Genomic DNA, 20,605 nt, shown 5'->3' with positions numbered 1-20,605 from the left:
GGGGACTGAAATATCAAACTTGGCAATTAAATTTGAACATATTTATACCAACTGCATGTCACGCGTCTACGCCGATAACAGCCAAGCCATCGGCAATACTCCACTCGTACGTCTGAACAACGTCACCAAGGGCTGTAAGGCAACCGTTTTGGCCAAAATCGAAGGCCGCAACCCTGCATACAGCGTGAAATGCAGGATTGGAGCAAACATGATCTGGGATGCCGAGAAACGCGGTGTTCTTAGCGAAGGGAAAACAATCGTTGAACCCACTTCGGGGAATACAGGCATCGCCTTGGCATTTACAGCTGCCGCTCGTGGCTACAAGTTAATTCTCACAATGCCAGAATCGATGTCAATCGAGCGAAGGCGTGTGATGGCAGTTCTGGGTGCAGAACTCATTCTCACAGAAGCAGCAAAAGGAATGCCTGGTGCTATTGCAAAAGCAAAAGAAATTGCTGACAGTGATCCAGGGAAATACTTCATGCCTGGGCAATTCGAGAATCCTGCAAACCCAGAAATTCATGAAAAAACAACAGGTCCAGAGATCTGGAATGACTGCGATGGAGCCATTGATGTACTCGTGGCTGGGGTTGGCACTGGCGGAACCATCACTGGAGTCTCGCGTTACATCAAAAAAGAAAAAGGCAAAAAAATTATATCGGTAGCTGTTGAGCCGAGCAGCAGCCCTGTAATCACCCAAACAATGAACGGTGAAGCTCTTAAGCCTGGACCACACAAAATTCAGGGCATCGGCGCAGGCTTTATTCCCAAAAACCTTGACTTAACAATCGTCGACCAGGTTGAGCAAGTAACAAACGAAGAGTCAGTGGAAATGGCACTACAGTTAGCCAAAGAAGAAGGCTTGTTAGTTGGTATTTCATGCGGAGCAGCGGCAGCAGCAGCAATCCGACTAGCCAAACAAGATGAATACGCTGGCAAAACGATTGTCGTTGTTCTACCTGATTTAGCAGAGCGCTATCTATCTTCAGTGATGTTTGCGGAAGTTCCAACAGGAATCATACAAGAGCCCGTCAGAGCTTAGATTCCAGAATCGAAAATAAGACATAAGCAAATAAACAAGTAGATCGAAGAGAGGCTATATATAGATCTTGTCCATAACGCACATAACACCTGCGTTATGGACAAGCTCACCAACGAAAGACTAAACATGAAACAAATCGTACTGATTACAGCACTGTTAGCATTAACAATGCTAAACAACACAAAAGCACAGTCAAATGAAGAAAACAAAGTTTTCGATTCGAGGAATTTTTATCCTCTTAACATAAACCAGGACGAAGAGAAAAACACTATTTACCTTGATTGTCAATACGGTCAAGGGAAATGGATCTCATTGACAATTCAAACTGGCTCAAATATTGCAACAGGGGAAATCAATGATGGAACACCTCTATTATTTACAGCGGTTCACGGTAGTGAATCGGTAAGCCTGACACCTAGAAAGGCTGGAAAAAAATTGATTATAAATCTACAGACAAAGACAGTACAAAGAGAATGGTATTTAAAGAAAGCTGTGGGGAGCGCAGGGTCGGGCGAATGTGAGTCGAACACAGGCGGAGAAAACGAGTTCACAAACAATTCATTCTGAAACAAAATTTAATTTTTGAGGAAAAGGATATTGCCGCATATGAGTATTGAACCAAAAGACGATCGTGCGCCAAGGCACTAACGATCCAATGTGCGATTCAAGAGGGCCACAAGAAAAGCGCTGGCTATCTTGAAAAGGCAAGTCAATTCAACAATCCAATGACTCTAGCAATGGATAATGGTGGAGAAAACACAATGGAAACTGCTAAGAAAAATTATCCAAAATCAGCTACATGCGATGACAAAAAAAGAATCTCAGTATTACTACCCAAGGAACTGCATCGACGACTGCGCATAAACGCAATCAATGCAGATAAATTACTAAGTGATTATGTTATGGAGATAATAGAAAATGACATCAAAATGAACCACTCAACACTTGAGGAAATCTAGTATTGACCAAAAGAAAAATTAGAATGAGAATCGTCAAGGAAACCAACTGAGGAGAAAGAATCAGCACGAGAGACATTCTCAAAAAACTGAACATCAAAAGCATGAACAGGTGAGGTGAACATAAAATTGTCCTGACAAGATAAATTTATGTCATTAGCGTAGTCGTTGGTCAAACCCAAGCTCAAAACATCAACATTTACCGAAAGATATGAGGAGTTAGAAGAATCAAAGCAATCGAAAGGACTTTTATCTAAGAAGCTGGTAGCCAGGCATGGTCGGTTAAATGTACAAGTTGGTGCATTGGCGTAACCATTATAAAAACTATTATAGCGATATAAATATCGACTGGGAGAATCGATAAAATCTTGATTTGGAATGCTGTGAGCATGCCTTGACTCAATACAAAAAGCGCATAAAATCATTTGCGCAAAAACGATTAAGCGCAAAGCAAGACCAAAAGGCAACGACAAGCGAACGGAGAACAAACGTTATGCTCATAAAACCATCAGGACTCTATACCAAAAATTAAAAAAAAACAAATTAAGATCAGATGAAACGGTATGCAGACTTACAGTCACCAATAGGAGCAATACAATTAGAATGGAGAAAAAACACTTACAACAAAAGCAAAAATAACAATAAAACCTAACAAATAACAAAAGCATAAAAACAAAGAAAGTAAAGAGAATTCCAGTACATATGCATGAATGAATTAAAGAGAAGAACAATCAGGCCAAAATGGCTCTCACAAAGAAGTGAACATTGTGTGTGGAAATGAGGACATAAAAGCAACTCTATAAAAATCGGCTATGTTAGTGAAAAATGAAAGAACAGCAAGTAGATAAAGAACTAATCAACAATGCAAATAAATCCTCTGAAAAGGATACCAAAGCCAAGCCAGGCGATCATTCAACAAAAAGAATCTCTCTTCAAGTAACGAGCTCTATGCACAAGAAGTTCAAGGAGATAGCACTAGAGCAAGAAGAAACAATGAATTCATTAATAGTATTCGTACTAAAACGCTACTTAAAAGAGATAGAAGATTTAAAAATAAAAAATGAAAAACTTCGACAACGTCTCAAGCGGTGAAAGAGTAATATATTAATAGCCCCACCATCGAAGCATGACACATGCAAAACGATGAAAACTCTAATTCGATAAAAACTTTCCATTCTAATTGACAAGGAAATTCATAAAGAAACAAAAAAGGCATTGCCAGAAGATCTTATGCTATCCGAATTAAGGAACAAACTCATACAAGAATACCGGCAACGCTGATGACAAGCAATATTTAACTATTCAACATAAAACAAGCTTGGGGTTGCTCCAAACTAAAACAGAATATTTTAAGCAATAAAAGAATATCCAAAGACAAAGAGAAGAATATTAAAATATACTTTTTGCGAAAATAAAACTTTAAGGCACTTACGATGAGCAAGTAAAAACCCAAACGACTTCACTGCAACGGAAAAAAGCGGTAATAAGACTAAAAGTTTTTGCAAATATGGGTTGTACCCATTTTTTGGATTTTGTTCCATTTGCGCTGAACCAGAAAAAGAATGTGTGAGGGCTCCTGGCCTTTGACATCTTGGAAAGGAACCACCAAGTACCAATGAAACCTCATTTGGCATTAGTGATCGTCACCTCAACAATACTTTGTGTGCCTAGCAATGCCCAAACCGCAAATCCAGCTCAGAACAACGAGAATAATGCAATATCACAACCGGTTAATACTCAACAGAATCAATCAAGATCAGAATCTATAGGTGGAGGAATATATAATTACCAATTAAATCCGGCACAAGGTGACTTGGGAGAAATGACCGTAGGAGCAAGAGCAATTAGTTGTCAGTCACCAAGTTTCTTCGCCAACGCTGGAATATTGCCTTACGATAATCAATATTTTGGAACATTCGATAATAATAATCGAGAAAAAGACTGGATGCCGCAAGGGACGCTGGGATTACAAATGCCATTCGGACCACAAGTTGCAAGTTGTATTAGCGCTATGAAATATCAAACAGTACAAACTCAAATGACTACAGAAACAGGAGTACTTGCAAAATGCATTGAAACAATGAAGCTGGTAAGCCAAATAAAAATAGAGACATCAGTATTGAAAGAGAAGTTTTCAGGATTATACGAGAACTGCGAGAGCATATGGCACAACGCAGAAATAGATCCAAAGGAAATCAATGTGAAGCGTAAAAAATAAAACACTCATCCATCTAAACTAAAACCATCGCATTAAAATCATGACTACACTAAATTCAGTACAACATCAGATGAACAAAGAACAGGCAGAGGACATTAGAGAAAAAAAACAGTCTTCTACGGATGATCAATCACTTAAGAAAATCTCAATTTTAATATCCAAGGAAATGCATAGAGCTATTAAGCTGCATGCGATCAGAAACGATACAAGCATAAAAGATTACATTACAGAACTAATACTATCAAGATTCGAAGAGGAGAGCTAACAGGAAAACGAATATATTAGCAATAAAAAATTAGTTAATCCTTCATACTCATGAACCACAAAATACTCATCTTCCTGATGTCCTGGGCTTTACTCTGTCCTCAAGATTCTTATGCACAAGGCTTAAAGTCAACAGTTTTTGGGAATGGAAGCACATCCACAGTTTCTAAGGTAAGCAAAGGAAATGAAATAATCAAAATCATAACGCATAAAGATACAAATATGACAGGTAGTACAAATTCACAAACAATGTCATTTAATCTAGCGGGAAATGGATTAGATGGAGACGCCAATGGATTAGTAATTGATTTAATAGACTCCAACCTCAATCCAAACACAGAAAACATACTTCACAACAAAACAGATGGAAGCATTAATGGAAGCCTTGCAGTAGGTAATAGCGAAGCAGGTTTTTCAATAACTGGTCAAATCAATCATGTGAACTCAGATTCGGATTTCAATACTATAGAGAATAGTGTTAGTGATATAACAAGGGACGATGACTTTAGGATCGAAACCTTCTCTGAAGCATTCAATACAGAAACCGGTACATTCAGTGGATTGTAAATAAAAAATAATGTGCCAAAACAAGTTCACTATAAAAGGCTAAAAATCAAGTGCGTATCCGCAACAAGCTTAAGCAGGGATTCTTTATTGAAAAAAACAATTTCGATCAAAGGAGAAAATTATCTACCATGAATTTAATCAAGAGAATGTAGGCATCGATTGCTGGATGATATGCAGATAAAGAATAATGCCAGAGAACGGTCCAAGCCTGGGTGATGGGTGAAAGAAAAGCCAAGGTCAAAAACTTCAACCATTTCATTTACTATTTGCTTATAGAAATACAAGACAAAACAAAATCTACAGATGAAGTAGAGAAGCAACATGGCGAATCTGGCTAAAGATGCATTGATCCATTAATGCATTAATCAACAAAAAACTATTATCGGTAACAAGTAAATCTAAACTATAAGAGCAAGCTTCACGCAAATTCCAAATGCCTCAATCGAATCAAAGAGGATAGGCGCAAAAGCATCTAACACCAAATAAACCCGGAGGAAAGCATTAAAAAAAACTTCAGCGTTACTAGGTGGACACGCAAGTACTGTTTAATGCACTCAATACAAATAAGCAATTGAGAGCATGTGGTCACAAAAAATAAATCTCATGGTTAAACAAGTGATTTTTGCAACCTAAGCCTCGAAGAAATATTTAACTGCCAAACATAAAGATGTGAATCATATGATTTTGGGCAGTGAAGGGAAGTAGAAATAGGTCACCTGAATAAAACAGGTTTACTAGAAAATCTCTAGTAATCAAACCACAACTTTTAAACTAATGAAAAGAGCACTCTTCATTTCTGGTATTGCAGGTCTTGGCCTATTGATGCCAACAGGGGCAATGGCTGGATCATTGGGCAATAATTTTGGAGCTTCCAGCTCTGAATTCACAGGAACATCCACTGGCACAAGCAACATTGGTGTAGTTTCGGCGATCAATATTGATAATGAAGTCAATATTCAATCACACACTCAATCTGCAAGTTTGGACCTCAATGGAAACAACGGCAGGTTGATGACACGTGGTGAAGGTCACGCCCACTACAGCGAAAGCAGCGGAATGGCATCTGGAACCGGGGAATTTAGTACCTCTGGTGAGCAACAAGATTATTCCTCTCATGCTGCCGAAGGCAGCGTGGATGTTGAGGCATCTGGATCAACAGAATCGAGTGCATCAGGTGAAGGTTCTGGTGCAGCCGCTGCACTTGGTAGCCCATTTGCCGGATTGGGATTCGGCGCAGGACAGGGCGAATTTGAGACATCAGAAGGTGAGTCTGGTGAGGTCGATGTAGTCGCTTCTGGTTCAGTATCTTCCTCCGATACAAGTAACTCCTCTGATTCTCATTCAGGAGATGCAACAGGTCAAGGGTCATTCAGCTCACAAGATACTGGCTGGGCGGGGATGCAAAATGAAACCGCTGTTGATGGCCAGATCAGTGGTTCAATTCAAGTAGGTACCACCGATATTGACGGTACAATCCGTGAAAGCGGCTTAACAACGACTACTGTCGACTTAACTTCGATTACAACAGGAACGAGCTTCGGTTCAGAAGCAAAATCCTTCCGCAATGCTTCATTCTGATAAGTCAAATCGGCTAATCAAGATTGAAAGGGGCTTACGCCCCTTTTTTTATGCTTTAACTTCAACATGAACAATTACACTACAATGACAATGAAACATTTTATTTAAGTATCCCACTTGCATCCAATCACTCATCTGAAATGATGTACTAGAAAAAACTCCGGAATGGCATGGTGAAACAAAGAGAAAAAGAGCAAAAATGCAATTACGGCAAACAAAAGAAAGAATCAATAGAAAATGGCCCTAGATGCGGATATGCGCTAAAAGATAAGTCTTCAAAAGAGGTGATGAAGAGCAAATACCAGAACACTTAAAGCATATGCACACAAAGAAACAAAAACAGTGCAGACACTTAATCTTATAACAAAGCCAAGCGCATCGACGCAGTAAAAACATATAGGTTGATTTGCATAAAACAAATCAAGGCAAATCGATTCACAGCAAAAATATCATAATGCTGTCGATATGACCAAAAATATTTAGAACAGAATTGTCTGAGGTACATCATCCAACGATTGCTGCCCTTAGCAAAAACCAAAACATTAACACCAATGAAAAGAGCACTTATTTTTCCGGGAATTGTAAGCATCAGCATATTAGTTCCAACAAGTGCAGTTGCAGGGTCGCTAAATAACAGCTTTGGTGCTTCCAGCTCTGAATTCACAGGAACCTCAACTGGCACAAGTGTGATAAATGTCATATCAAAAATTAATATTGATAATGAAATCAATATTGAATCACACACTCACTCTGCCAGTTTTGACATAGATGCAAACAATGCACGTCTCATAAATCGCGGATCAGGAGTAGGTTATTATTCCGATTCTGCTGGGATGAGCGCTGGCAGTCTTGGCTTTACTGGTGAAAGGAGTAGCAACGAATCGTCAGATACTAAACTCTCAGCCAATGCCAATATTAACATTAAAGACAGTAAAAAAGGAATTAAAGATATTGAAAAACCTTACAGAGATGACCATAGTACTGGGAGCGATACTTATGACAGTCAAAGAAATTACAACGGTCACGGACAAAAAAACAAAGGGAAACCTCATTCAAATGAAATAACAGAAAGAGAGCTCATGGGAACCGCAGATTCCGAGTACTCAACAATGACTACAAAAGCTGATCAAGGATCGATTCAAGGAGATACAACAGCGGGCGGATCATTTAGCACGACTGGACTTGGCTGGGCCGGGATGCAAAGTGAAACCGCTGTTGATGGTCAATTCAGTGCTTCAGTTCAAAGCGGTACTACCGATATCCATGGCACAATCAGAGAGTACGGATTAACAACAACTACTGTCGACTTAACTTCGATTACAACAGGAACGAGCTTCGGTTCAGAAGCAAAATCCTTCCGCAATGCTTCATTCTGATAAGTCAAATCGGCTAATCAAGATTGAAAGGGGCTTACGCCCCTTTTTTAATGTCAATCATTCAAGAAAAGAGCAACTAGCTATCCTCAACAGGCTTCTAGACTTTCCAGTCTGCAAAGGATGAGACTGAATCTCAAAATCGTGTTACCAAAGCGGATCACCAAGACATCAGGAATTTAGCCCTATATTCGCATGAAACAATCGACAACAAATCCGGGAGAATGCACAAAAGCGCTAAAAGTCATGAGAGATGACGGGACACTGCGCCTAATGGAACCATCATAAAAAAGCAAAAGAATTAAAAAGGCAAAGCAGTTCTACCAACATAATGCAAAAACAGTAAACGGCTCCAGCTGCTTAAAAATGAAATGCTTAAAGGTCAAACCCGCATGATGCTCATACTTCACAAAATCTCGTCTGCAAAATATAGGTTAAAACCGAAAGAGGCTTTAGTAACAACTAATTTACCTCCAAACTGTGATAGCAAGGTCAAGTGGACTTAAAGTACTTATAAATAAGTTGTAGGGGGAGACAAATCAGACAATGATTTCATCCTTCACTTAAAACCATAACTTTCAAACCAATGAAAAGAGCACTCATCATTTCTGGTATTACAGGTCTCGGACTGCTAATTCCAACAGGTGCAATGGCTGGATCATTGAACAATAATTTTGGAGCTTCCAGCTCTGAATTCACAGGAACATCCACGGGCACAAGTGCGATTAATGTCAAATCAGATATCTATATTGACAATGAAGTCAATATTCAATCACACACTCACTCTGCAAGTTTGGACCTCAATGGAAACAACGGCAGGTTGATCCACCGGGATGAAGGTCAAGCCCACTACAGCGACAACAGTGGGCAAGCATCTGGAGCACTTGATTATCAAGGTTCAAATGCTTCGGAGCATGCATCTCATCACGAAGCCTCAGGCGAACTTGATATCAAAGCAAGTGCCTCAACTGAATCAAATGAATCCGCTAAAGTTAAGGAATCCGCTAAGGGATGGGATTCAGATGCCGCAGATGAAAACTCCTGGATGACATCTCTTACCCCAGGAAAAGGAAAAGGTGACGACACCAGTTCAGAATCTGCATCTGGTGAGCTAAGTGTAGATATTGAAGGTCAAAAGGCATCTAACCAAAATTCAAGTAGCTCTGGCTGGGTTCAAGGAGATGCAACCGCTGGTGGGTCGTTCAGCACACAAAATAATGGCTGGACAGGTACGCAAAGTGAAACCGCTGTTGATGGTCAATTCAGTGCTTCAGTTCAAAGCGGTACTACCGATATCCATGGCACAATCAGGGAGTCCGGATTAACAACAACTACTGTCGACTTAACTTCGATTACAACAGGAACGAGCTTCGGTTCAGAAGCAAAATCCTTCCGCAATGCTTCATTCTGATAAGTCAAATCGGCTAATCAAGATTGAAAGGGGCTTACGCCCCTTTTTTTTCGAGAAAAATCTTAGTTAAGATTTACTGCAGTTACCGCAAAAGCATGGACAGTATCGACGAATACCAATAAGGCGTTATTCAATTCTGCTTCCTGGCCCTCATTCGTTGCCATGAGAACTCGCATGCTGAATCGACGCGCAAAGACGAAAAAGCGCTAAAGCGCAAATTGTCAATAGAACCTAAGCGAATTAATGCGGCCTAGGTACACAGTGTTTAAAAATTCAGCTATCAATGGTTTGTCTGGTTGAGGCCAGGCCTCAAGAAGCAAAATTGAATGACTAGCTGCTACGCACATCATGAAAAAAATCAGCGCAACGATCGGGCTTCTAAGCCTGTTATTTCCTTTATCCGTTAATGCCGGTGGTCTTAGCAGTAGCTTTGGCGTTTCTGCCAAGCGAATGACCGGAAACAATTGGGGGAATACCACTGGTAACGTCATATCAGCAATTACTCAAGACAATGAGATGCAAGTAGAAACATATTCTAAAAACTATCAAGTTGATATCAGTGCGGAAAATGCACGTATCGGCTTTAGAGAGAGAGGAGATTCAACATCAACAAGTGAATTGGGTGTCTTACCAAATAATTCCTGGAACCAGGGCACTATTCATGATCAGGCATCTAATCATGATCCAAATCAAGACTCAGTTACCATCGAGACAAGCTCGAGTATTCCCACTACAGAATCAATTCCTGAATCATCCATTAGCTCAATTGAAGAGGAGATTCACAGCACAACACAAGGTATTGCTTCAAGAGCAAACCAACTATCCAGCTCCGGCCATCTCAATAGTTGGGAAGGACTTCAATCAGAAGGGTATATTGATGGAACTCTTAGTGCATCAGAAGGAAGTGGTTGGACATCTACAACGGGGACAATTAGGGAGGCCGGTACAACCACAACAGACTTAAAAATCGATACATTTAATGATGAGAAAAGCTTCGGAAATACCGCAACATCATTCTCTTCTACTTCATTCTGATCGTAAATTACAAGCACTACAAGGAGCTTAATCGAAAAATGTAAGCAGCTACAATAATTATATAAAACATGCTCAAGGTTGCGGACCAGTAGATTACATCCCAACTTGTCAAATCAAGTCAAAAGACGATCAAAAGTATGCAGAGCGCTTAGCAAAAGATGGTTCAACTACTCAGTCGCGTAAACTCCATTATCAACCAACTCAGAAAGTATCATCAATGATTCCATGCTGTTAATCTTTCTTTTGCATCCCTCTGTTATATATGTGTTTCCAGTTGCAAAGGCTTCATCCATCTCAGAAAGAACAAGTGCATGACACTCCTTGATCCTTAGTTTTGTATTATTTTCGTATTGAGACGTAGCTCGAGCAGTTGATGAGCCAACAATTAAGGACAATAATTGATTTAATGCTCTTGAGGCCTGAAATTTACTATGATTCATTGGTTTAAGTTTGTGGTTAAGTAAAGCTGAAAGCGTAAGAGCTAAGCAATTAGACGGCAATTAACAACATTCTGCCTTTAGTGCAACTTCTTTGGTGTTCACCCAGAATCCTCCCAAGGGGACAGAAGTCAGTCTTAACTCGCAAAAAAAGAATTACTCACTTCAAAAGGTTAGCACTTTTGCAACACCTAAGGCCTGATTCGTTTACCTCAATTCTACGCACATGATAGCAAGGCATGAGTCATTCAACCACGATTAAATCAATTGATTCCTGCAACATAAGCTCAAAAACTGCGCATAGACTTTACCCTTATGCTTCTCTTGCATTTTAACGTATTGCAGGATTATTGACTGCGATACATTTATCCATTTGCAGGCAACACATAAAAGAGACAATGATAATTCTCTTCAATTCTCAAGCGATGCATTAAAATACTTCGGCAATTACCTTAAAATCTACAAAACTTTTAACCGCACTTATGCCCATATAGGCTGAACACAAAAAGCGCTGAAATTATAAATTCTCTATTGACCTAAAAAGGAAGTATCCTCACCAGCCCAAGCCCTAATTCTAAAGAAAAGATGAAATTCCATAGCGGCAAAGAGGCAAAGAGGCAAAGAGGCAAAGAGGCAAAGAGGCAAAGAGGCAAAGAGGCAAAGAGGCTTATCCCTTTCACACCAAATGACGGTAATAGGCAAACTTGTTTGCCATATTAATCTTGTTGAGCTAGATCTCATTTGTGTTTATGAAGCATAAATCCTATTTCGCATTACTGGCACTTTTTCTGTTAGGCCAAAATGCTGTTACCCAAGCATCAGAACAAAACAATACTAATAAATCTATTTTAGCACCCATAAATACTCAACAAAATCAGTCTAGATCTCAGACGATTGGTAGAGGCCTTTATAGCAATCGGAACAATCAAAGTCAGGGAAAATATGGAGATATGACGATTGGATTCAAAGCAACAACGTGTCGTTCTCCTAGCTTATTTCTGAACGTTGCGATACTTCCATATCAAAATAAATATTTTGGTACTTTTAGCGGTAATTCGAATGATAAAAATTGGGTGCCTCAAGGCACTATTGGTGTTCAACTTCCTTTTGGTCCGCAAGTAACTAGTTGTGTTCAAGCAATGAAACAGCAAGCCAAGCAAACAGAGATCACAACAAAAATGGGGGTATTAAACGAATGCATCAAGACCCTAAGGCTTACTAAAAGTATTCAACTAAAAACAAAATATTTAGCACATTCATTTCCCACTCTACATAATAATTGCCAGGCAGTCTGGAACCAGGCAAATTCAGTAAACAAAGATCAATTCAAATCACTTTAACTTTGCATGAATTACATCAAATACTCTCTACTTACATTCAGCATAGTAACCTTGTGGCCTAATCATGCTTACTCTCAGGCCATGAAACTTTCCTCATTTGGAAATGCAAATATTCCAGGACAGAACAGAACTAAATGGGGAAGAGAAAAAATTGAATTAAGAACTGAAAGTAGATATGACATTCAATCGAGCAAGCAGTCGCAATTTGTTGGCATGAATTCTATTGAGCAAGATATCGGGAGTTCTGCATCTCGTCCAATGGATAATCAACAATCAAGCATTATTCCCGAAACACAACTAACTTTATCTTCCGTTAATCAACCAGGCCAAGTGAATAACAGCCAAGTTACAGACTTTATTGACTCTGATGAATTTGATGAGGGGCTGCAAAATTCCTTAGCAGTAGGAACTAGTAGTAAGAATACCTCTACAACAAGTGGTACTTTTACTCATTTAAAAACCAATTCAAGGCTCTCCAAGTTAGAGGCTTTAGAAGTATTTAATCAAGTTGATTCTCACTTTGTAGAAAATTCATTTTCAGAGGCATGGAGCAGCACCAGCGGATCTCTAAGGACATTTAATTATGATTGAGTGGCCTAGACATTGTCACTAAATTAGCAAAAGCCCAAGTCTCTATTTATCGCATCAAGCATTCCGCTTCAATTCCATTCAGTCTTGCTGCATATTTTTACGCAAATATTCGGCCAACCGTTTATAATCGCAAACATTTTACTTTAACCTTTTAAGCCTAAAAGTAATTTTTGCTTTCAATTTTTTGGCTTTTTAGTTGTTTATTAGTGCCAACATGAAACCCAGGCCAAAATGCTTTTTCTCCTTTGTGAATATCAAGATTTTTTGTATTAATTTAAGTCAATCATGCAAGATCGCTATGCGCACCCTCTTGATCGAGAAGCGCAACAGTGTCTCATTAGGTCTTGTTGCATATGAATATTGCCATATTTGATATGAATTTCCGTTTGGTCGATGCCTCTATATTCTTACGCAGAAAGATTCTCTCATGCATCCACTCAACTACTTAAATATTTTTATCGCCCAAGTGTTGAAAAAATCAGTATCTCCATCTTGCTTTGTTTCGTTACTACTACTATTCCAAATTCATGCCTCTCTAAAGGTCTAAAAACTCCTTTTAAAAGTCAAAACAGTTCGTCTCTAAAACGAAGCCGAAGTGGCAATGAAAAAAGTCAAGTCAAAAAGAAAGTAATTAGCTCATACGAAAGTGATGTTGACCTTAAAATCATTTCCTTCTCTCTTTTGAACAATCAAGACAATATCCATACTGAACGTCTAGCATCCACACTAGCAGATCAATTTAATGGTAACATTCTTATTCCTAGTAATGTTGATCAGACAGAGGTTAACCATAGTTTTCAAGAAGAAGAGTCTACAATTAATATGACTGAACTAACCAACACCACTCCTGACTCAAGCATTCCTCTTTTGCCCTCAGGTACTGTCAATCAAACAAGGAGTAACGCTTCTATTAAGATCTCCAGCAGAAATAAGGCTTTCACTAAAATTGATCAAGACTTTACTGAGAAGACATTTGCGAGTTCATTCTCTAAAATGTCAGGAGTTTATCACGGATTCTAATTCGTCAAATTCTCTTTCTAGGCAAGACTTTCTGCAGGCTTTCTTCTATTAGCCTGTGCAACATCCAATCAAATATGTACCAGCAAAAAAATAATAACTGTAATGTCAATAATTGTTTTCCCTTGAAAAATTAGGTCTCACCTCGCTCTGTTCTTGCTAAACAATTTTGTCAGGGGCTATTCATTACTTGAATCAGCTTTTCATAAGACTATTTTAGTGAAGAAGGGCTTTCGGACCGAAACGTTGCTATTGGAGGAATCAGGCATTAGTTCATCTTTTTTGATATTTCAGTAGCCTAGAATTCAATCGACTATGCCCTGACAAGGGTTAACCAAGAAAAAATTATTTTGACCAACCCCAATCAAATTTTTAGGGGATCATACTTATCGCTTATGGATAACTGCACTAGGAGAGATCCACATTGCATCCCCATACGAATAAAAGCGATAGGCCTCCTCAATTGCAACGTTATAAAGAGATAGCAAACGTTTTCTCCCAATTAATGCGCTGACCAGGAGAAGCAGAGAACTCTTTGGCAAATGAAAATTTGTTAGGAGGCCTTCCACCACCTGGAAGCGATAGCCGGGCTGAATCACTAGATCCACGGGCCCCTTCAAAGGCTTCAAAATCCCTCCACCCGCTGCAGCTGCAGCCTCCAGTGCGCGCACGCTCGTGGTCCCCACTGCAATCACTCGGCCGCCTCGAGCCCTACAGGCCAACACCGCCTCCACCACCTCAGGACGCACCTCCACCCACTCACTATGCAGGGTGAGATCGCTGAGATCCTCTGTCTCCACGGGCCGAAAGGTGCCCAAGCCAACATGCAAGGTGACATGGGCCAAGGCGACACCCCGCTCAGCAATCGCTGAGAGCAAGGCATCGCTGAGATGCAGTCCCGCAGTCGGAGCAGCAACCGCTCCTGGACGGGTGGCGTAACGGGTTTGATAGCGCTCTTGATCCAAGCTGTCATGCCGAGTGATGTAGGGCGGCAGCGGCACTTCTCCGTAGCGCTCCAACAGTCCTTCCAGCGCAAGGGCATCCACACAATCCGGAGGAAATTGCACGATCCGGCCACCGCTAGCAGCGTCGCTTGCCAGTACAGCGAGGGAGAGCGGTTCTTGCTCCAAGGCCTCGAGCCAAAGCTGATCACCAGGCCGCATGCGTTTAGCAGGCCTCGCCAAACACAACCACCGCCCCTCGCCACGGGGCTCGAGCACGAGCAATTCACCCAAACCTCCGCCACTGCGCCTCACCCGAAGCCGCGCCTTCAGGACGCGGGTGTCATTCACCACCAAAAGATCGCCGAGTTGCAACTCCTGCTGCCAGTCCCAAACGCGCTGGTGCCTTAGCTCAGAGAGGGAGCACTCTGCCGGGGGCACCACCAACAGGCGCGCATCATGCCGCGGTTCCACCGGCGCCTGTGCAATTCTCTCTTCTGGCAGAACGTAGTCATACGAACTGAGCTGAAGATCGCGTGAGTCAGCCATGATCTGGCTCCCCTACAACACCAGCCCATGCTGCCAAGTCGGTGTTGTCTCCCTTGCTAGCAGGGAGAGCGGTCAACAATGAAGCGGCAAACATGGCCGCAACTTACAGAGCCAAACTTTCAGGACGCGTATCGATCAGCTCCGCCAGATCCTTCAGGAAGGCAGCACCATCGGCGCCATAAATCACACGGTGATCGGCGGTGAGGTTCACCTGCATCTGACGCTTCACGGCGATGGATCCATCCTTGCCTGCCACCACGGTGGGACGAGATGCCGCAACAGCCAGAATCGCGCCGGTGCCTGGAGGCAAAATGGCATCAAAGCGATCCACTCCAAACATTCCAAGGTTGGAAAGGGTGAAGGTGCCGGTGCTGTATTCCTCCGGCTGCAACTGCTTGCTGCGGGAACGCTTCACCAGATCTCCCCACTGTCGCGACAACTCATACAGATCGGTGCGATCGGCATTGCGCAACACAGGCGTAATCAATCCGCCGTCTTCCATCGCTACAGCGACAGCCACATTCACCTCAGCGGGATAGCTCATACCAGAGGCTGTGGTGGCGGCATTCACCTGGGGATGCCTGGCCAAGGTCACGGCCACAGCTTTGGCCAGAAGGGCCGTCATCGTGACGCCTTTGGGTTTTACCTGCTTGTAGAACGCATCGAGCTTGTCAGTGGTGATCGTGTATCCAACGCGGAAGCAGGGCACCGCCAGGCTGGCTTCCATGTTGCGGTTCACGGCCGCTTGAAGGGTGTTAAAGGCCACGGTGTCGCCCGGAGCCCCAAAACTGTTGCCCGCAGGAGCCGACGGTGAAGCCGCAACCGTGGCACCAACCACGGCAGCTGCCGACGTGCCTTCACCCACCCGTGGTGGCGTTACAGGACGTCCGGCCGCTTTTTCAACGTCTTCCGCCTGGATCCGGCCATTGGGGCCAGTGCCGCGCAGACCGGCAAGGTCTACGCCCATTTGGGAGGCCAGCTTGCGGGCGCGGGGGCTCACGATCAAGCGTCCGTTGCTTGCGGGTGCAGCCACTGGAACGGAGACAGGAGCCGCTACAGGAGCGGGGGCAACCGGCGCAGCTGGGGGCGCTGGAGCAGCAGGTGCTGCAGCGGCTGAGGCTGTCGGTGCGGCGGTCGGCGCTGCGGAAGGGGCTTTGGCCTTTGCGTCAGCAATTTCCGCTTCCGTCTCCACAATCAAGCCGATGGTTTCACCCACGGGGGCCGTGCTCCCCGCAGGCATCAACACAGCAGCCAGGTAGCCCTCCTGAAAGGACTCCACATCCATATCGGCTTTATCTGATTCAACAACGAGAACGGATTCGCCTCGCTCCACCTTGTCTCCGGGCTGTTTGAGCCACTCCACGATTTTGCCCTCCGTCATGGTGGAGCTGAGGGCAGGCATAAAAATGTCGTGGGTTGCCAAAACCGTCTCCAGAAGAGCTAATCAGAGAGATTTTACGGCCCGGGTTAGCCCTGATCGATCGACTCGATCACGCCATCGCGCACAACGACCGACACCTGCATCTTGCTGACCAAATTATCGCCAACTTTGATGTCACAAAAACTATCGAGTTGACCCTGTTCCACGATCTGATCCATCTCTAGCTCACGAACCTGAGCCTGTTGCTGCAAGAGGTTTCGCTTTTGCTCCTCTAGCTCAGAGCGTTTTGCCGCCACCTGTTGCTGCACCTGAGCCACCTGCTCTTGCACACGGGGGTCGAGCGGATTCGCACTCTGACGACGGACCTGGTCAACGACCTGCTGACCCTCTTGCTCCAGCTGGGCAAGCTGCTGATCCGAGGTGGCGATGCCGTTGCTCAACTCGCGTTCAGCCTCCTCCTTCCATGCGGGAGTGACAACCGCACGAATGGTGATCGAGCGCTTAATCGTGAGGGTGTTGCCGTCCATCATGAAATTAATGACGTGATGTCAAGCGTCTCAGTCCAGTGGCTGCAGGTCAACCCAAATCAGGGGATGCAGGTATCAGCATCAATTCAGCATCCATAAAGCGCCTGAATCGACTCCCGATCACGTCCGCTGATCCGATCACGACGCTGCTTCAAGGTCTGCGTGAGTAAACCGTTTTCGATCGTGAACGGCGCCACCAACACCACACCCATCACCCGTTCATCCGAACGGGCACCAACGCGCAAACTCAGCAGACGATTCAGTTCCCCACGCAGCAAACGCCGCAAGTCTTGATCGCCTGGAGTCCCACCGAGATCAGCCGGCAAGCTGAGGCCCTGCTCTACGCCCCAGGCCAACATCGCCTCGAGGCGCGGCACAACCAAGGCCGCCAACTGGCGTTGATCTTGGCCAACGAGCATCACCTGTTCGATCAAGGGGCTAGACACCAGCTCCTCCTCCAAAGGTGCCGGCTCGATGTTTTCACCACTGCTGAGCACAATCGTGTCTTTGGCACGACCCGTCAGCACGACCGACCCATCGGGCAAGAGCATGCCCAGATCACCGGTATCAAACCAGCCATCGCCGTCCAGCACTTTTGCGGTGGCTTCTGGGCGACGCAAATACCCAGCCATCACCTGGGGGCCACGCACCAAGACAACGCCACAATCTCGAAAGCCAAGGGGCTGACGTGTCTCAGCATCCACGATCCGGAACTCCGTATCCGGCATGGGTTGCCCTGAACTTCCACGAATGTTGCGCCATGGACGCCGGCAACTCACAACCGGACTGGTTTCCGTGAGGCCATAGCCCACCAACAACTCAATCCCTACCGCCTCAAAAAAGGAATCCACGTGAGGAGCGATCGCTCCTCCTCCATTGATGGGGAAGCGCAGCTGACCCCCACTGAGCTGCAACCTCAGTTTTGGCCAGATCAGCTTGGACGCCAGGGCATGGGCGGGCCAACGCCCGGCAGATTTCAGGCGCGCCATCAAGCGTTGACGGCGTCCCAAGGGCATCAGCATCAGGTTGCGACGCTGACGCCGGGCCAAGCAATAGGCACTGCTGTTAGCGAGTGCCGCACGCAGCAGGCGCTGCCTGGATGCAGGAAAGGTTTTCAGAACATCCTCAAACCCGGCTTGCACCGCCTCCCAGAGGCGCGGCACCGTGACCATCACCACAGGTTTCACCCTGGGGAGATCCCGTTTGAGCTGTTTGATCGTTGTATAGCTCTGCGCACAGGCGCAGGAAAAGAAGTAGTACTCCGCACTGCGTTCATAGGCATGCCAGATCGGCAACACGCTGAGCACAGGGGCGCCAGGTTCAGGCCGAGCAACGCAACTCAGGCTGCGCATCTGATGCAACAGGTTGGCGTGGCTTAGCGGAACGCCCTTCGGCTGACCGGTGGTTCCTGAGGTGTAAAGGATGGTGGCTGTTGTGCTGGCAGCGCTGGCCGCATCGCGACCTGCATCTGGATCCGGAGCCTGTTGCGTGACGCCAGCCGCCAAAAGATCAGCCCACGAGATCACGCCTTGATCCACAGCATCACCTTCGAGCTGCAGCACAAAGCGCAACTGACTGCGCAGCTGCGCAGGTAATTGGAGACGTTGCCAAAGGTCCGCGTTTTGAACCACCAGGGCCACAGCCTTGGCGTCCTCAAGGATGTAACGCAGCTCCTCTACTGGAGCTGAAGCACCACGCACCGCATCCGCTGCACCAGCGCGCATCAGGCCTTGATCTGCCATCAGCCAGCGGGGACTGTTTTCGGCAAACAGTCCCACCACATCTCCCTCTCGAATCCCCAAGGAACGAAACCCTGCAGCCGCAGTCGAGATCCGTTGCGACAACTCCGCGTAGGTGAAATGCTCCGGATGGGCGGCATGGGGTGCATCCACAGCCATGAGCGCACCATGGCGTTGCTCAAGCCACGGCCAGAGTTGATCCACTCTCCCCAGGCTTTGCACATGCTGCTGACGGGCGAGTGATTTCAACTCCCAAGGCGTTGGTCGCCAGCTGGCCTGTGCAAACGAACCCACAACGTTGTTTCAGCTTGCGCCTAGGAGTACCACCCAGAATCAAGACCAGCAAGGTCGCACCAGCTGAGTGACAGGCGCTGGGCCAAGGCATCCCGCAGGAGTGGCTGCACAACGTCAGGTGTGATACCGGGGATCCAGCGCTGCAAACGATCCACCGGACGATCAGAAAGTCCACAGGGCACCACCTGCGCAAACCCTTCCATGTCACACGACACGTTGAGAGCAAGGCCGTGCTGCGTGATCCAACGACGACATCCCACCCCGATGGCCGCCACTTTTCGCCCCTCCAGCCAAACCCCCGTGAGCCCTGGGATGCGTTCGCCCGTCAGGTCCAATGCCGCCAACACATCGATCACCACCTGTTCGAGCTGGCGCAAATACCAATGCAGGTCTGGTTCACGCCGGCGAAGGTCCAACACCGGATAGGCCACTAACTGCCCGGGGGCATGGTGCGTAACCTCCCCGCCGCGGTCGATGCGATACAGGGGAGCTGGGGCATTCTCGGGATCAAAGCGCAAGTGATCTTCCGTCGCTCCGCGACCAAGGGTGAAGCAAGACGGATGTTGAAGAATCCAAACCGCTTCTTGGTCTGAGCCTTCCGCAGCGAGTAATTGCTGCTGCCATTCACGTTGCCACTCCCAGGCCTGGGAGAACGGCACGGGTGCAACCGGCTCAAAAAGAAATGCCGCAGACCGCTGTCCTGCGCCTGAGGCAGTTAGTAGGTTGCCGGTAGAACCAGGCAAAGGGGACCGCCATGAAGCTTCTGATCCATGGTCGCAATTTGGATGTGACGCCCGCACTGCGGGAATACACCGAAACAAAACTGGAACGGGCCATCCATCACTTCGACGACCTCGTCAAGGAAGCGGACGTGCACCTGTCAGTGGCTCGGAACCCCAGGGTTCCGCAACAAACCGCAGAAGTCACTGTGTTTGCCAATGGCACGGTGATTCGCGCCCAGGAAAGAAGCGAAAACCTCTACGCCAGCATCGATCTGGTCGCCAATAAGTTGGCGCGGCAGCTGCGACGGTTCAAGGAACGCCACAGCGACCATGGCCATCGGACCACCCCAACAGCAGCGAATGATGTGCTGCTCACGGAACGCGCTACAGAAGACTCACTGCTCGAAGGCAAAGAAGCGCAGCTTCCCAGCCCAGGGGTTCGGCGCAAATACTTCGCCATGCCAGCGATGAGCCTTGAAGAGGCGCGCCATCAGCTTGAAGTGATCGACCACGACTTCTACCTGTTTCGAGATAAGGAAAGCGGTGAACTCCAGGTGATTTATCACCGCAATCACGGTGGGTTTGGCGTGATCCAAGCGCGGAACTAAGGCCCGTGCTTGCCC

21 protein-coding genes are annotated in these 20,605 nt (G+C 45.4%); 14 read left to right on the top strand and 7 right to left on the bottom strand.

Annotation, left to right across the window (positions count from 1 at the left end; genetic code table 11):
* Positions 1–55: 55 nt before the first annotated feature.
* The 3 genes from cysK to SynSYN20_RS03250 all read left to right on the top strand — a co-directional run bounded on the left by cysK (position 56) and on the right by SynSYN20_RS03250 (position 2,001).
* Entirely contained in the window at positions 56–1,042 is a 987-nt protein-coding gene (gene cysK / locus SynSYN20_RS03260) for a cysteine synthase A (protein ID WP_186525410.1), read from the top strand.
* Between the two features lie 96 nt (positions 1,043–1,138).
* Positions 1,139–1,609, top strand: coding sequence for a hypothetical protein (locus SynSYN20_RS03255; RefSeq protein ID WP_186524714.1), 471 nt, complete (start codon positions 1,139–1,141; stop codon positions 1,607–1,609).
* A 158-nt stretch (positions 1,610–1,767) separates the two neighbouring features.
* The gene (locus tag SynSYN20_RS03250) at positions 1,768–2,001 is read left to right on the top strand and encodes a hypothetical protein (RefSeq protein ID WP_186524713.1); all 234 of its coding nucleotides are present in this window, start codon (positions 1,768–1,770) and stop codon (positions 1,999–2,001) included.
* Here SynSYN20_RS03250 and SynSYN20_RS03245 read toward each other — a convergent pair.
* Positions 1,998–2,465, bottom strand: coding sequence for a hypothetical protein (locus SynSYN20_RS03245; RefSeq protein ID WP_222929749.1), 468 nt, complete (start codon positions 2,463–2,465; stop codon positions 1,998–2,000). The two genes, SynSYN20_RS03250 and SynSYN20_RS03245, sit on opposite strands and share 4 nt — an antisense overlap.
* A gap of 358 nt (positions 2,466–2,823) precedes the next feature.
* On the opposite strand from SynSYN20_RS03245, the gene SynSYN20_RS03240 reads away from it, so the two are divergent.
* A complete protein-coding gene (locus SynSYN20_RS03240) occupies positions 2,824–3,090 on the top strand; it encodes a hypothetical protein (protein WP_186524711.1) in 267 nt (88 codons plus the stop codon).
* Between the two features lie 257 nt (positions 3,091–3,347).
* Here SynSYN20_RS03240 and SynSYN20_RS03235 read toward each other — a convergent pair whose 3' ends face one another.
* A complete protein-coding gene (locus SynSYN20_RS03235; RefSeq protein WP_186524710.1) occupies positions 3,348–3,632 on the bottom strand; it encodes a hypothetical protein in 285 nt (94 codons plus the stop codon).
* A gap of 2 nt (positions 3,633–3,634) precedes the next feature.
* Between SynSYN20_RS03235 and SynSYN20_RS03230 the strand changes: the two genes are divergently transcribed.
* From SynSYN20_RS03230 to SynSYN20_RS03190, 9 genes are all read left to right on the top strand, one after another.
* Positions 3,635–4,216, top strand: a complete 582-nt coding sequence (locus SynSYN20_RS03230; protein WP_186524709.1) for a hypothetical protein — start codon at positions 3,635–3,637, stop codon at positions 4,214–4,216.
* Between the two features lie 342 nt (positions 4,217–4,558).
* Positions 4,559–5,047: a hypothetical protein gene (locus SynSYN20_RS03225; protein ID WP_186524708.1), complete on the top strand. Its 489-nt coding sequence runs from the start codon at positions 4,559–4,561 to the stop codon at positions 5,045–5,047.
* Positions 5,048–5,821: 774 nt separating this feature from the next.
* Positions 5,822–6,625, top strand: coding sequence for a hypothetical protein (locus tag SynSYN20_RS03220; RefSeq protein WP_186524707.1), 804 nt, complete (start codon positions 5,822–5,824; stop codon positions 6,623–6,625).
* Positions 6,626–7,140: 515 nt separating this feature from the next.
* Positions 7,141–8,001: a hypothetical protein gene (locus SynSYN20_RS03215; RefSeq protein ID WP_186524706.1), complete on the top strand. Its 861-nt coding sequence runs from the start codon at positions 7,141–7,143 to the stop codon at positions 7,999–8,001.
* Positions 8,002–8,584: 583 nt separating this feature from the next.
* On the top strand, positions 8,585–9,409 hold the full coding sequence (locus SynSYN20_RS03210; RefSeq protein ID WP_186524705.1) for a hypothetical protein: 825 nt from the start codon (positions 8,585–8,587) through the stop codon (positions 9,407–9,409).
* A gap of 348 nt (positions 9,410–9,757) precedes the next feature.
* Complete coding sequence (locus tag SynSYN20_RS03205) at positions 9,758–10,444, top strand: hypothetical protein (RefSeq protein ID WP_186524704.1); 687 nt, start codon at positions 9,758–9,760, stop codon at positions 10,442–10,444.
* Positions 10,445–11,630: 1,186 nt separating this feature from the next.
* Entirely contained in the window at positions 11,631–12,221 is a 591-nt protein-coding gene (locus SynSYN20_RS03200) for a hypothetical protein (protein ID WP_186524703.1), read from the top strand.
* Positions 12,222–12,302: 81 nt separating this feature from the next.
* Positions 12,303–12,812, top strand: a complete 510-nt coding sequence (locus SynSYN20_RS03195) for a hypothetical protein (protein ID WP_186524702.1) — start codon at positions 12,303–12,305, stop codon at positions 12,810–12,812.
* A 393-nt stretch (positions 12,813–13,205) separates the two neighbouring features.
* Positions 13,206–13,832, top strand: coding sequence for a hypothetical protein (locus SynSYN20_RS03190; protein ID WP_186524701.1), 627 nt, complete (start codon positions 13,206–13,208; stop codon positions 13,830–13,832).
* Positions 13,833–14,215: 383 nt separating this feature from the next.
* On the opposite strand, the gene queA is transcribed toward SynSYN20_RS03190, so the two are convergent.
* The 5 genes from queA to lipB all read right to left on the bottom strand — a co-directional run bounded on the left by queA (position 14,216) and on the right by lipB (position 20,003).
* Positions 14,216–15,322 carry a tRNA preQ1(34) S-adenosylmethionine ribosyltransferase-isomerase QueA gene (gene queA, locus SynSYN20_RS03185; protein WP_186525409.1) on the bottom strand — a complete coding sequence of 369 codons (1,107 nt, stop codon included), beginning with the start codon at positions 15,320–15,322 and terminating at the stop codon, positions 14,216–14,218.
* A 100-nt stretch (positions 15,323–15,422) separates the two neighbouring features.
* Positions 15,423–16,742, bottom strand: coding sequence for a dihydrolipoamide acetyltransferase family protein (locus SynSYN20_RS03180; protein ID WP_186524700.1), 1,320 nt, complete (start codon positions 16,740–16,742; stop codon positions 15,423–15,425).
* A gap of 44 nt (positions 16,743–16,786) precedes the next feature.
* Positions 16,787–17,230, bottom strand: coding sequence for a YlqD family protein (locus SynSYN20_RS03175; RefSeq protein ID WP_186524699.1), 444 nt, complete (start codon positions 17,228–17,230; stop codon positions 16,787–16,789).
* Between the two features lie 83 nt (positions 17,231–17,313).
* Positions 17,314–19,260 carry an AMP-binding protein gene (locus SynSYN20_RS03170; protein ID WP_186524698.1) on the bottom strand — a complete coding sequence of 649 codons (1,947 nt, stop codon included), beginning with the start codon at positions 19,258–19,260 and terminating at the stop codon, positions 17,314–17,316.
* A gap of 20 nt (positions 19,261–19,280) precedes the next feature.
* On the bottom strand, positions 19,281–20,003 hold the full coding sequence (lipB, locus tag SynSYN20_RS03165; protein ID WP_186524697.1) for a lipoyl(octanoyl) transferase LipB: 723 nt from the start codon (positions 20,001–20,003) through the stop codon (positions 19,281–19,283).
* An 11-nt stretch (positions 20,004–20,014) separates the two neighbouring features.
* Between lipB and hpf the strand changes: the two genes are divergently transcribed.
* The gene (hpf, locus tag SynSYN20_RS03160) at positions 20,015–20,590 is read left to right on the top strand and encodes a ribosome hibernation-promoting factor, HPF/YfiA family (protein ID WP_186524696.1); all 576 of its coding nucleotides are present in this window, start codon (positions 20,015–20,017) and stop codon (positions 20,588–20,590) included.
* Positions 20,591–20,605: the final 15 nt, after the last annotated feature.

The sequence above is a fragment of the Synechococcus sp. SYN20 genome (assembly GCF_014279555.1).
Lineage (GTDB): Bacteria > Cyanobacteriota > Cyanobacteriia > PCC-6307 > Cyanobiaceae > Synechococcus_C.
The sequence above is the reverse complement of the archived record's forward strand: the minus strand, read 5'-3'. Positions and strand labels throughout refer to the sequence as shown.